Below are 13,509 nucleotides of genomic sequence, written 5' to 3' on the forward strand. Positions count from 1 at the left end.
GAATACAGATATACAACAGGTCCTTTAATATATGGATTAATACTTATCGAGATTTATGTAAGTATATATTCGTTATAATTATGGCTATAGCAACCGATAAGAGTCTAAGAATGTTTGAAATCATACCACCTGCAGCTACAGAATTTCCTTCTATAATAAACAATTGCCAAGATAAATTCATAAAGAAATGTAATCCTATAGGACACCAAAGATTGAAATTCCACTTCATATAAATCCAACTGAAATACAATCCTCCCAAAAATGTTACTCCAAATGCCATCAGAGAAGATATTAAATCAGAACCTTGATAAAGATGAATAGAACCAAACATTAAGGAAGGAATCAGGACCGACCAACCGAAACCTATTTTACAATATCGGAATAGTTGCCCAAAGATAAAACCCCTAAAAATGATTTCCTCAAATACTGCTACAATAACAGTTGAAGTGATCAGTTTTTCTAATGTCAGTTCATTATTAAATTTTCCAACAATCGGGAAAGCAATAAAAAGAGGGAGCGTACTTATTAAAGCAAAAACCATTCCTTTGAGAAAATTGCCATCAAGTCCAAGCTGATTAAAAAAGTTCTTAGGCTTGTACAATATGAGTAATACAATTCCAATCGGCAAACATACTATCAGATGCATTAAAAATGAAGCCAATATTCTTTGCAAATGTAATGGAGCAACAATTAAATGTACTTGTTTATAAAGTACAAATATAATCATAGAAGAAACTACTATGATTAAAAATTTAAGTAACTTTTCTTTAATAATCATGATGATAAACTATAAATATAAATGCCAATACCGTAAAGTTTCACAAGAAGAAACTCTTTGAGAAACTACACGCAGAAAACATCACTGAGGCCGTGGGCATCGCAGCCAATATGAGGCTGATTTAGGAAGACGATGTAGAACTTCGGCAAAGTAGCTATAGGAGGATGTAAGGATATATATTCCTCCATCTTCTTCCGTCCAAATTCGATGACTGTTTCATCGTTACATCTGTTCATCTTTTCTTTATCAATAAAGGCAATATGCCAGAATCCAAGATAACCTATAACATACCTTTCAATGGTAATTTCTATCGGTTCGTTGGGACGCTTCATGGATTGAAGGGAGTTGTGGACATCCTTATCGATGATGCCCACAACTGCCCATGAGAGATTTATATAAGATATTGATGCTGTCATAATTTACATACGGTTTTTCTGGCTGTCTCCAGCTCCGGTTCCTTTATACTTACTCTTTGTTGTGTTGAATTTGTATCGTACCGTCATACCGAAACTGCGGCGTGATTCCGGCTGAAGTATTGTAATTCGGTTACCGCTGTACATCAGTATGTCTGAGGATGAAGTATTGAAGATGTCGTTGGCTTGCAGTTGAACAGCCAGTTTTCCGTTCAAAAATCCTTTATATAAAGAAATGTTGACCGAACTACCGGGTTCAATTATACGGTAGCTGCTGTCTTCTCCTCGTGTGGAAGTCTCCAAATCTATATTCAACTGAAAATCCTTAGGTAAACTGAATGTATTGTTCCACTGGAAGAAGCAGATAGGATTATTAAGATTTTTGGGACCGTCCGGTGTATCCATCACAAACCATTGCTGGCTGTACATGGCTGTGAACTGTGGCGACCATATACCTATCGTTGGCGATGCTGACAAGGTGGCATTCAATTTGTCCACCTTAGGAACATTGGTATGTGTGAACAGAGAAATAGAAGGATCTGCATCCGAATAGGATTGGCTTACCTGTATCTGCATGTCCTTGATGCGACTGTAATTCATATTGAAATAAAGCCATTTCCATGATGCATTAAGTGACAGGGTATTCAGTATCGAAGAACGCAGAAGCGGATTTCCACTCTCGTATGTATATTTATTACCATAGATTACTGCACTTGACAGCTTGTAGTAGCTTGGTCGTTCTATATTGCCTGAATAACTTATCATTAATTGGGTTTTAGCTATAGGATATGAAAGTGATATGGAAGGAAATACATTGTCATATTTACGGCTTTGCTCATCCATTCTTTTCCCGAATTCATAGTAGTCGGAATTCAGATGCTCATATCTCACACCCGCCTGAGCTTGCAACTGGCCGAAACTACGTGCGTACATAGCAAATGCGGATACAGCATTTTCCCTGATTTTGTTGTCGTTGTCAGGTATAATATTCTCATCGTTTACGTATTGGTTAATACGGCTGCTGTAGGTATATTCACTGCCTATGGAGAAGTTACCCTCCCATAACGGATGCTCCATTACAAGTTTGGCAGCATAAAGTTCATTCCTGTTTTTACCCAGTGTATGGATAGTGCTGTTTACTTCCGTATTGTCCGATTGCTTGACATATTCTTCAGCTACGATAGGATTATTACTATCCGACCACATTCCATCCATATTCAAATCCACATTCCAATCATTGAAATTGCCATTATAATAAGCATTTACGGTATGCCTGTTGTTTGTGGTTATTGAATTGGTGTTACTTTTACTTTCTTCTTCTAATAGATTATCCACATGAATGTAAGAATTCATATCCAGACACATCTCAATCTGAGGATTTCTGCTAAAATCATACCTTACACCCATCACATGATTTTCGTTGAACTGATAATTCAATGAAAGCATGGCAGCAATATCCTGCGTGTGAAACGGACTTTTCATATCCGAATTTTGTGTCCATACTTTATCAAGGTATGTTTTCTGTGTCAGTATCTTGTTCTCTTCAAACTTGTTGTCTCTGCCGAATAACATTCCTCCGAGATCGAATCTTCCCTTGCGGTAATTAAAGTTAAACTGGTCGAGCAAAGCAAGGTCATATTGGTATCCCACGTATGTACGATTGTTGAAACCGAATCCTTCTCCTTGTGTTTTCTTAGTTATGATTCGTACAACAGCTTTTACTGAAGCATCGTATTTGGCTCCTGGATTACGAAGGACTTCTACACTTTTTATATCATCGGACGACAGTTGGTCAAGTTCCGAACTGTTTCTCATTTTTCTTCCGTTGATGTAGATTTCCGCTACTCCGCTTCCGAATACATTCACTGAGCCGTCTTCGGCAGACAACCCCGGTATTTTGTTGAGCAGGTCATTTCCTGTTCCGGCTTTTTCAAGCACACTTCCTGCGACAGTTGTTATCATTGCATTACCTTTCACGCGTGTTTTAGGTAAGTCTGCTTTTACAACAACTTCCCCCAATTGTTGTGCATCCGAAACGAGCTGTACGATACCGATATTGGCCGGAGATACCGGCTTACATACAGTCTTATATCCTATAGAGGATATTTTCACTATCTGATTTTCCGATGTTGCCTCCAGTGTAAAAGATCCGTCTTCACCGCTGATAGTTCCGTTAACAAATGCCGAATCCGGCAAGGACAGTAGTACCACATTGGCGTAAGGCAAAGGCTGGCTGTTCTCGTCAATCAATTTTCCGCTTACGGTTTGTGCGGACAAACTTACAGGTAGTATGATACCAATAAGTCCTAATAAGAATACTTTAATTAATTTCATTGTATGATAGTTTTTTAGTTTTCTGCTGCAAAGTTCCATACTTCGCGAGACTTTTCCACTACCCTGTAGGGTAGTTCTAATTACAGAAACTAAAAATGAAATATAATAAAGTTAAGAAGGAAATGAATAGGATTACCAAAAATAATGCATATAGACTACACCCCGTAGTTGACTTTTGGGTGTAAAAAAGGGTGTAAATCTTGCAAATGCTTGATTTACACCCTTTATTGCGGAGAGACAGGGATTCGAACCCCGGGTACCTCGCGGTACAACGGTTTTCAAGACCGCCGCAATCGACCACTCTGCCACCTCTCCAGAACTCCTTCCGAAGTGCTTTATTTCTCAAAAGCGATGCAAAGGTATGGATTTTTTTTGATTATGCAAAGCTTTTGATGTTTTTTTCTGAAAAAATTGATTTTTTCTTGTTTTCTACCTGTTTTACGTATTTTTGACAGCTCCGAAAGCCTATTTTTTATGTTTTCCAGCGTCTTTAAGGAGTTCACGACTGAACTTCATCTCTGCTCTCTGAATATTATAAATCTTCTTTGGACTAAGCACTTTTTTATATTTACGCAAATATTCCAGTTCAAGTTCATCAATAGTCAGACGCGTTTTTATCAAATCTTCAGTAATACGTGAATATTCAGCATCACTCACATTCTTACTTTCCCTTATTTTATGCATCTTTCCCCACATTTCTTTATTATAGGAAAATTTCTTATCCTGCAATTCAAAGTATAATGGGAAAAACTTTGCTGCCTCTTCCTGAGTTAAGTCAGCTTTATCTACAAAATATTGTTTTTGTCTTTCGCGAAACTGTTCTTTGCTCATACATTCTTTCTTTTCCTGAGCCTGCAAGGCAAGACATGCGAAAAACAAAGTAATTATAATGATAAATCTGTTCATATAAGAATAATAGAATTAATTGTATATTTCCAAATCAGCATCCGTCAGATACATATATAATGTGTAATCATCCATCATGGTCTGATCCAAGATAGGATCTATATATTCATCAGGGATACCTTGCACAGAGTCTGTTACAGACGCTGTTTCCCCATTATTTGCCGTACTGACCGGTCTGTCCATCATCATTACGCGCAGTCCGAACATAAGTCCGCAGAACATAGCTACCATATAAACCCAAGGCTTGACTTTTTCCCATAGAGTTATCTCTGCATTTTCTTGAACCTCGGCTTCAGGAAGCTGCTTCATTATCTCGGGAACAATACTGTCAAAGTAACCTTCCGGCACCTTGAAAGGATTTTCCTTACCTATTCTGTTCTTTAATTCGGTATCTTCCTTCATAATACTATCTCCTTCCTTTTGTTTTAGATAAAAATTAAGGTAAAAGGTTTAATCGTTCTGTTTGAAAAATTCTTCAATTTTCTTCACCGCATGATGATATGAGGCCTTTAGAGCTCCAACTGTAGTTCCTACTATCTCAGATATGTCCTCATATTTCATTTCCTGAAAATATCTCAGATTGAAAATAATCCTTTGCTTTTCGGGAAGTGTACGTATGGCTTTCTGAAACATAAGCTGTGTCTCGTCGCCATCAAAGTAAGGATCACCTTCAAGCATGTTTATAAAATTGGAATCGGCCTCATCTATGGAAATATTTTCCTGCGCTCTCTGCCGGTTAAGAAAAGCCAGACATTCATTTAGGGCTATCCTATACAGCCATGTGGAAAGTTTTGCCTCTCCCCTGAAATAGTCTATATTGGTCCATGCCTTGACAAACGTATTCTGAAGGATGTCATTAGCATCGTCGTGCGAACCTACCATCCTCCTTATCTGCCAATACAGCTGCTCGCTGAACTCCCTTACCACCTCTTCGAAAGCCTTGCGGCGAGTGGAAAGGTCGTGCAAACGTTCTTTTATATCGTCTTCCTTATTATTTGCCATAAAAACAATATGCTGTAGGATTTTCAAATGTTTATACTCAAGTTTTCATTTGCCAATATAGTGTTGGCAAAAACTTCTTTTGCTTCAGTCAGTAGACATTCGTCGTCATCATATCTGGCAGAGAAATGTCCTATCACAAGTTTCTTAACTTCTGCCATCCTGGCTATTTCGGCAGCCTGACGTGCAGTGGAATGCATAGTCACCTTTGCCCTTGCCTTCTCTGTTTCAAGAAAAGTGGCTTCATGAAACAGAAGGTCTACATTTTTTATCTGTTCCACAATATTAGGACAGAACATCGTATCAGAACAATAGGCATAACTTCTTGGAGGATCGGAGGGTACAGTCAGTCTGCTATTAGGAATAACAGTTCCATCCTCACATACGAAATCCTCACCGTTCTTAATCCTGTTTATCATGTACACCGGCACTTTATAAAAATCTATCATATCGCGGATGATATGATTAGGCAGCGGCTTTTCTCTAAACAGGAAACCACATGTGGGCATTCTGTGTTTTAAAGGTATTGTTTCCACTGTCAGCGAACGGTCATCATATATCACAGCGCGTTCTGCCGGATCAATATCATGGAATATAACTTCAAAAGGTAATCCTTTACAGAAAAAATCAAGCTGAGGTTTGAGCAGTATCTGTAAATCATGATGAGCATATATATGCAAATCGGCAGTCCTTTCTATCATACCGAAAGTGGATATCATCCCTATCAGCCCGAAACAATGATCGCCATGCAGATGTGATATAAAAATATGATTAAGTCTTGAGAATTTAAGTCTGGATCTTCGCAACTGAACCTGAGTACCTTCGCCACAGTCTATCATAAAGAGTTTCTCCCTCACATTGAGTACTTGTGAAGTAGCAGAATGACGCATTGTCGGCAATGCCGAACCGCATCCCAATATATTGAGTTCAAATTTTTCCATGACGACAAAGATAAAACGTCTGATACATTTTAAAAAAAACGAGCTGTCATTTAAGGTAAAACGCCCTGTCATTCAAGATGAAACGACAGGGCGTTTTTTATTGCATTCTATCAAAAGAAGAGCCGAAAGCGGGACTCGAACCCGCGACTTACTCATTACGAATGAGTTACTCTACCAACTGAGTTATTTCGGCAATACTTCATTCCTTTCGCGACCCAAAATTACTTTTTATTTTTTTATTGACAAATGTATTTCTGTTTTTTTATTCCTGTTACGCATAATTATCACACAAATCACACATCAATATGTATATTTTTTCTAAAGATGTATTAATGAAATGCACATATTTCGTCAAAAGTATTTATCTTTGCATCCCGAATATAATATAAATAAGACTTAATATAACACATTATATATTATTAAGAGCCAGAAGATGAAAAGATATTATTCGGTTTTCAATATAGTGAAACTTCAGAAGCATGCAGAAATGCAGAAGCATTTCCAATTGCTGAAAGCGGCTTTTCATTTTTTTTATTGTGGCACATTCTTTTTTCAAATACGCAATTATTTTTTCATAATTAATGAATTGTTACCCGGAAATGCTTTTCGGCATAACCGGGATTTTTTTCGTCCGAGAGCATATACAATATACAACAATACAAATATTAGGATAAAGGTATGGAACAACTAAAGCATGAATGTGGAGTGGCAATGATACGCCTTATGAAACCACTGGAACATTATCAGCAGAAATATGGTACATGGATGTACGGACTGAACAAACTGTACCTTCTGATGGAAAAACAGCATAACCGTGGACAGGAAGCTGCAGGACTGGCTTGTGTGAAACTTCAGGCTGCACCGGGAGAAGAATACATGTTCCGCGAAAGAGGTCTGGGAGCAGGAGCTATCACTGAAATATTCGGAACAGTGCACAGTTATTTCAAAGATCTCACACCGGAGCAGATGCGTGATGCCAATTATGCCGAAAAGTGTCTTCCTTTTGCAGGCGAACTGTATATGGGACACTTGAGATATTCCACAACCGGAAAAAGCGGAATATCGTATGTACACCCATTCCTCAGACGTAACAACTGGCGTGCTAAGAACCTCGCATTATGCGGAAATTTCAACCTTACAAATGTTGACGAAATATTTGCGTCAATCACTGCCGACGGACAGCACCCGCGCAAATATGCAGATACATATATAATGCTGGAACAGGTGGGACACCGCCTTGACCGCGAAGTGGAAAGACTTTACACTGAATGTAAAGGTGAAGGACTGGAAGGAATGAATATCACTCATGCCATAGAAGACAGAATAGACCTGACAAATGTACTGAAGACATCAAGCCCGTCATGGGACGGAGGTTACGTGATATGCGGACTGACCGGTAGCGGCGAAAGCTTTGCAGTGCGCGACCCATGGGGTATACGTCCTGCTTTCTGGTATATGGACGACGAAATATTCGTTCTCGCATCTGAACGTCCTGTTATACAGACAGCACTGAATATTCCTGCCGACAGCATAAACGAGTTGCAGCCGGGACAGGCAATAATGATAAGCAAAAGCGGAAAAATGCGTCTGGCTCAGATAAACGAACCGAAAGTGAAAAAGGCTTGTTCTTTCGAACGTATATACTTCAGCCGCGGCAGCGATATGGATATATACCGCGAAAGGAAAATGCTGGGAGAGAAACTGGTCAAGCCTATACTTAAAGCTATAGACAACGACGTGATACACACTGTGTTCTCTTTCATCCCAAACACAGCCGAAGTGGCTTTCTACGGAATGCTGGAAGGATTCGATAACTATCTGAACGAACTTAAGGTACAACGTATAGAGGCATTGGGACATAAACCGAGCCACACCGAACTGGAACAGATTCTTTCGCAACGAATAAGAAGCGAAAAGGTAGCTATCAAGGATATCAAGTTGCGTACGTTCATCGCCGAAGGTAATACACGTAATGACCTGGCTAAACACGTATATGACATCACATACGGAAGCCTCGTGCCATACGCAGACAATCTGGTTATAATAGACGACAGTATAGTTCGTGGTACAACACTGAAACAGAGTATCATAAGTATACTCGACCGTCTGCACCCGAAAAAGATAGTAATAGTATCGTCATCACCACAGGTACGCTATCCGGACTATTACGGCATTGACATGGCAAGCATGGAGCAGTTCATCGCTTTCAAGGCTGCAATAGCACTGCTTGAGGAAAGAGGTATGCAGGACGTAATAGTAGACGCTTACAGAAAGTCGAAGGCACAGCTTGGATTGCCTAAGGAAGAGATGGTGAACTATGTGAAAGAAATTTATGCACCATTCACAGACGAAGAAATATCCGCCAAAATGGTGGAACTGCTGACTCCTGCCGGAACTCAGGCTAAAGTAGAGATTGTATATCAGACTCTTGAAGGACTTCATGAAGCATGTCCAGAGCATACTGGTGACTGGTACTTCAGCGGCGACTACCCTACTCCGGGCGGAGTGAAACTGGTGAACCAGGCATTCATAAACTATATAGAAGAAAATTATAAGTTTTAAAATAAAACTCAAAAAAACATACAGATAATGAGAAATGTAACATTGATCCTCGACGACGGGAGCCGCTTCCATGGCAAGTCGTTCGGTTATGAGAAACCGGTAGCAGGCGAAGTGGTGTTCAACACAGCCATGACCGGTTACCCAGAAAGTTTGACAGACCCTTCGTATGCCGGTCAGCTTATGACACTGACTTACCCTTTGGTTGGAAACTACGGCGTACCTCCTTTCACTTTCGCGGAAAACGGGCTTCCTCATTTTATGGAAAGCGAAAAGATTCATGCCGAAGCGATTATCGTGAGCGACTACAGCGAAAAGTATTCTCACTGGAATGCTGTAGAAAGTCTTGGCGACTGGCTTAAACGTGAGCAGATACCTGGTATCACAGGCATTGACACACGCGAGCTTACTAAGGTATTGCGCGAACACGGTGTGATGATGGGAAAAATCGTATTCGACGATAAACCGGACAACATTCCTCAGGCTGAATATGCCGGAGTGAACTATGTTGACAAGGTATCCTGCAAGGAAGTAATCCGCTACAACGAAGGCGAAGGCAAGAAGAAGGTAGTACTCGTGGATTGTGGTGTTAAATCGAACATTATCCGTTGTCTTTTGAAACGCGATGTAGAAGTAATCCGCGTTCCATGGAACTATGACTTCAACTCTCTTGAGTTCGACGGTCTGTTTATCTCAAACGGTCCTGGTGACCCAGACACTTGCGATGCTGCAGTGCAGAATATCCGCAAGGCTATGCAGAACGAAAAACTTCCTATCTTCGGTATCTGTATGGGTAACCAGTTGCTTTCGAAAGCAGGAGGCGCAAAAATATACAAACTGAAATACGGTCACCGCAGCCACAACCAGCCGGTACGTATGGTAGGAACTGAAAAATGTTTCATCACTTCGCAGAACCACGGTTATGCCGTTGACAACAATACTCTTGGCTCTGACTGGGAACCACTGTTCATCAACATGAACGACGGCTCTAACGAAGGTATCCGCCACAAGAAGAATCCTTGGTTCTCTGCACAGTTCCACCCGGAAGCTGCAAGTGGTCCGACAGATACAGAATTCCTGTTCGATGAGTTTGTAAAATTGCTGTAATCCATTAAAAAGAAAAGTACAATGAAAGAAAATATAAAGAAAGTATTATTGTTAGGTTCCGGAGCACTTAAAATCGGTGAAGCCGGTGAGTTCGACTATTCCGGTTCACAGGCTCTTAAGGCTCTTAAGGAAGAAGGTATCGAAACCATCCTTATCAACCCTAATATCGCTACAGTGCAGACTTCGGAAGGAGTGGCAGACAAAATTTACTTCCTGCCTGTAACACCTTACTTCGTAGAAAAAGTAATAGCTAAGGAACGTCCGGACGGCGTATTGCTTTCGTTCGGTGGACAGACAGCATTGAACTGCGGTGTGGCTCTCTATAAGGAAGGTATATTCGAAAAATATGATACTCGCGTGCTCGGTACTCCTGTACAGGCTATCATGGACACAGAGGACCGTGAGCTATTCGTACAGAAACTTGACGAAATCAACGTCAAGACTATCAAGAGTGAGGCTGTTGAGAATATCGAGGATGCACGCCGTGCCGCAAAGGAACTGGGCTATCCGGTTATCATCCGTGCCGCATACGCGCTTGGAGGTCTTGGTTCAGGTTTCTGCGACAACGAAGAAGAACTTAACGTATTGGCTGAAAAAGCTTTCTCTTTCTCTCCACAGGTTCTTGTAGAAAAGAGTTTGAAGGGATGGAAAGAAGTAGAATACGAAGTTGTTCGTGACCGTTTCGACAACTGTATCACTGTATGTAACATGGAAAACTTCGACCCACTGGGTATCCACACCGGTGAGTCTATCGTTATCGCTCCATCACAGACTCTTACAAACAGCGAATACCACAAGTTGCGTGAACTTGCTATCCGCATCATCCGCCACATCGGTATCGTGGGTGAATGTAACGTACAGTATGCTTTCGACCCTGAATCGGAAGACTACCGCGTAATCGAGGTTAATGCTCGTCTGAGCCGTTCATCAGCTCTTGCATCTAAGGCTACAGGTTATCCTTTGGCTTTCGTTGCTGCAAAACTCGGTTTGGGATACGGACTGTTCGACCTTAAGAACTCTGTAACTAAGACTACTTCTGCATTCTTCGAACCTGCTCTTGACTACTGCGTATGTAAAATCCCTCGCTGGGACTTGGGTAAGTTCCACGGTGTTGACCGCGAGCTTGGTTCAAGCATGAAGTCTGTAGGTGAAGTTATGGCTATCGGACGTACTTTCGAAGAAGCTATCCAGAAAGGTCTCCGTATGATCGGTCAGGGAATGCACGGTTTCGTTGAGAACAAGGAACTCGTTATCGACGATATCGACAAAGCTCTCCGCGAACCGACCGACAAACGTATCTTCGTTATCTCTAAGGCTATGCGTGCCGGTTACACAGTTGACCAGATCCATGACCTTACTAAAATAGACAAGTGGTTCCTCGACAAGCTGCAGAACATCATGCAGACATCTAAGGAACTCCACGAATGGGGCAACAACCACACTCTGCTTTCTCAGTTGCCAAATGAATTGCTCTACAAGGCAAAACGTCAGGGATTCTCTGACTTCCAGGTGGCTCGTGCTATCGGTTATCAGGGTGATATGGAAGAAGGCAGCCTTGCTATCCGTAACCACCGTAAGAGTGTAGGTATCGTGCCTGTAGTGAAACAGATAGATACTCTGGCTGCTGAATATCCTGCACAGACTAACTACCTGTATCTGACTTACAGCGGTGTGGCCAACGATGTTCATTACCTTGGCGACCACAAAAGTATCGTGGTTCTCGGTTCAGGAGCTTACCGTATCGGTTCTTCTGTAGAGTTCGACTGGTGTGGTGTTCAGGCTCTTAACACTATCCGCAAGGAAGGTTACCGCTCTGTAATGATTAACTACAACCCTGAAACTGTGTCAACAGACTACGATATGTGCGACCGTCTGTACTTCGACGAGTTGACATTCGAACGCGTAATGGATATCATCGACCTCGAAAATCCTCACGGAGTAATCGTTTCTACAGGTGGACAGATCCCTAATAACCTTGCGCTTCGTCTTGATGCCCAGAAGGTTAATATCCTTGGTACTTCAGCCAAGAGCATCGACAACGCAGAGGACCGCGACAAGTTCTCGGCTATGCTTGACCGTATCGGCGTTGACCAGCCTGAATGGAGTGCGCTTACTTCTATGGAAGATATCAACGCATTTATCGAAAAGGTAGGTTTCCCTGTATTGGTTCGTCCTTCATACGTGCTTTCAGGTGCGGCTATGAACGTATGTTCTAACCAGGAAGAACTTGAACGCTTCCTGCAGCTTGCAGCCAACGTATCGAAGAAACACCCTGTGGTAGTGAGCCAGTTCATCGAACATGCCAAGGAAGTTGAAATGGACGCTGTGGCACAGAACGGTGAAATCGTGGCATACGCTATTTCTGAACACATCGAGTTTGCCGGTGTACACTCAGGTGACGCTACTATCCAGTTCCCTCCACAGAAACTTTATGTTGAGACAGTACGCCGCATCAAGCGTATCTCCCGACAGATTGCGAAAGAACTTAACATCTCCGGTCCGTTCAACATCCAGTTCCTCGCACGCGAAAACGATATCAAGGTTATCGAATGTAACTTGCGTGCCAGCCGTTCGTTCCCATTCGTAAGCAAGGTATTGAAGATTAACTTCATCGAACTTGCAACTAAGGTTATGCTCGGTCTGCCGGTTGAAAAACCTGAAAAGAACCTGTTCGACCTCGACTATGTAGGTATCAAGGCAAGCCAGTTCTCATTCAACCGTCTGCAGAAGGCTGACCCTGTATTGGGTGTTGATATGGCATCTACAGGTGAGGTGGGATGTATCGGCGACGATACTTCATGCGCAGTTTTGAAGGCTATGCTTTCTGTAGGTTACCGCATCCCTGAAAAGAACATCCTTATGTCAACAGGTACACTGAAACAGAAAGTTGACCTGCTTCAGGCTGCACGTGCCCTCAAGGCTAAAGGTTACAACATCTTCGCTACAGGTGGTTCTGCTAAGTTCCTTACAGAAAACGGTGTAGAAAATACCCGCGTTTACTGGCCAAGCGAAGAAGGACATCCTCAGGCTCTTGAAATGTTGCACAAGAAGGAAATAGACATGGTGGTAAATATCCCACGCGACCTTACCCCAACCGAACTTGAAAACGGTTACAAGATCCGTCGTGCCGCTGTGGATTTGAATATTCCTCTTGTAACAAACGCACGCCTTGCAAGCGCATTCATCAATGCATTCTGCTCAATGAGCATTGACGATATAGCTATAAAGAGCTGGGAAGACTATAAGTAATCCCTACTCCATACAATATTATAAACCTCTCTTCCGGATTATATTATGGGAAGAGAGGTTTATTTTTTCTGATTATATACAAAAGACTTATTTTTTCTGTAGATTCCAAAACGAAGTGCAACGTTTTGGTCTTTAAAAGTAGTAGATTCAAGGAGGAAAGTGTTAACTTTGCCTCGTGGATCAAAGAGGAGGCGAGCTCTGCTGAGGAGCAACTCGACCAAGC

General features: G+C 41.6%; 10 protein-coding genes and 2 tRNA genes. 3 read left to right on the forward strand and 9 right to left on the reverse strand.

Annotation, left to right across the window (positions count from 1 at the left end):
* Positions 1 to 43: 43 nt before the first annotated feature.
* The 9 genes from I6E24_RS12495 to I6E24_RS12540 all read right to left on the reverse strand — a co-directional run bounded on the left by I6E24_RS12495 (position 44) and on the right by I6E24_RS12540 (position 6,564).
* Positions 44 to 778 carry a CPBP family intramembrane glutamic endopeptidase gene (locus tag I6E24_RS12495; RefSeq protein ID WP_204402628.1) on the reverse strand — a complete coding sequence of 245 codons (735 nt, stop codon included), beginning with the start codon at positions 776 to 778 and terminating at the stop codon, positions 44 to 46.
* A gap of 65 nt (positions 779 to 843) precedes the next feature.
* Entirely contained in the window at positions 844 to 1,194 is a 351-nt protein-coding gene (locus I6E24_RS12505; RefSeq protein ID WP_235328874.1) for a hypothetical protein, read from the reverse strand.
* A gap of 3 nt (positions 1,195 to 1,197) precedes the next feature.
* Positions 1,198 to 3,525 (reverse strand): TonB-dependent receptor domain-containing protein, encoded by a 2,328-nt coding sequence (locus tag I6E24_RS12510; protein ID WP_235328875.1) that lies wholly within the window; start codon positions 3,523 to 3,525, stop codon positions 1,198 to 1,200.
* 230 nt (positions 3,526 to 3,755) lie between these two features.
* A tRNA-Ser gene (locus I6E24_RS12515) sits at positions 3,756 to 3,840 on the reverse strand.
* 150 nt (positions 3,841 to 3,990) lie between these two features.
* Entirely contained in the window at positions 3,991 to 4,431 is a 441-nt protein-coding gene (locus tag I6E24_RS12520) for a hypothetical protein (RefSeq protein WP_235328876.1), read from the reverse strand.
* A 15-nt stretch (positions 4,432 to 4,446) separates the two neighbouring features.
* On the reverse strand, positions 4,447 to 4,833 hold the full coding sequence (locus I6E24_RS12525; protein ID WP_204508780.1) for a hypothetical protein: 387 nt from the start codon (positions 4,831 to 4,833) through the stop codon (positions 4,447 to 4,449).
* A 48-nt stretch (positions 4,834 to 4,881) separates the two neighbouring features.
* The gene (locus tag I6E24_RS12530; protein ID WP_235328877.1) at positions 4,882 to 5,433 is read right to left on the reverse strand and encodes an RNA polymerase sigma factor; all 552 of its coding nucleotides are present in this window, start codon (positions 5,431 to 5,433) and stop codon (positions 4,882 to 4,884) included.
* Between the two features lie 23 nt (positions 5,434 to 5,456).
* Positions 5,457 to 6,371 (reverse strand): ribonuclease Z, encoded by a 915-nt coding sequence (locus I6E24_RS12535; protein ID WP_235328878.1) that lies wholly within the window; start codon positions 6,369 to 6,371, stop codon positions 5,457 to 5,459.
* A gap of 120 nt (positions 6,372 to 6,491) precedes the next feature.
* A tRNA-Thr gene (locus I6E24_RS12540) sits at positions 6,492 to 6,564 on the reverse strand.
* Positions 6,565 to 7,049: 485 nt separating this feature from the next.
* Between I6E24_RS12540 and I6E24_RS12545 the strand changes: the two genes are divergently transcribed.
* The 3 genes from I6E24_RS12545 to carB are packed head-to-tail and all read left to right on the forward strand — an operon-like array spanning position 7,050 to position 13,286.
* Positions 7,050 to 8,933 carry an amidophosphoribosyltransferase gene (locus tag I6E24_RS12545; protein ID WP_235328880.1) on the forward strand — a complete coding sequence of 628 codons (1,884 nt, stop codon included), beginning with the start codon at positions 7,050 to 7,052 and terminating at the stop codon, positions 8,931 to 8,933.
* A 27-nt stretch (positions 8,934 to 8,960) separates the two neighbouring features.
* On the forward strand, positions 8,961 to 10,037 hold the full coding sequence (gene carA / locus I6E24_RS12550; protein ID WP_235328882.1) for a glutamine-hydrolyzing carbamoyl-phosphate synthase small subunit: 1,077 nt from the start codon (positions 8,961 to 8,963) through the stop codon (positions 10,035 to 10,037).
* A gap of 21 nt (positions 10,038 to 10,058) precedes the next feature.
* On the forward strand, positions 10,059 to 13,286 hold the full coding sequence (gene carB / locus I6E24_RS12555) for a carbamoyl-phosphate synthase (glutamine-hydrolyzing) large subunit (RefSeq protein WP_235328883.1): 3,228 nt from the start codon (positions 10,059 to 10,061) through the stop codon (positions 13,284 to 13,286).
* Positions 13,287 to 13,509 lie beyond the last annotated feature (223 nt).

The sequence above is a fragment of the Bacteroides caecigallinarum genome (assembly GCF_021530995.1).
GTDB lineage: Bacteria > Bacteroidota > Bacteroidia > Bacteroidales > Bacteroidaceae > Phocaeicola > Phocaeicola faecigallinarum.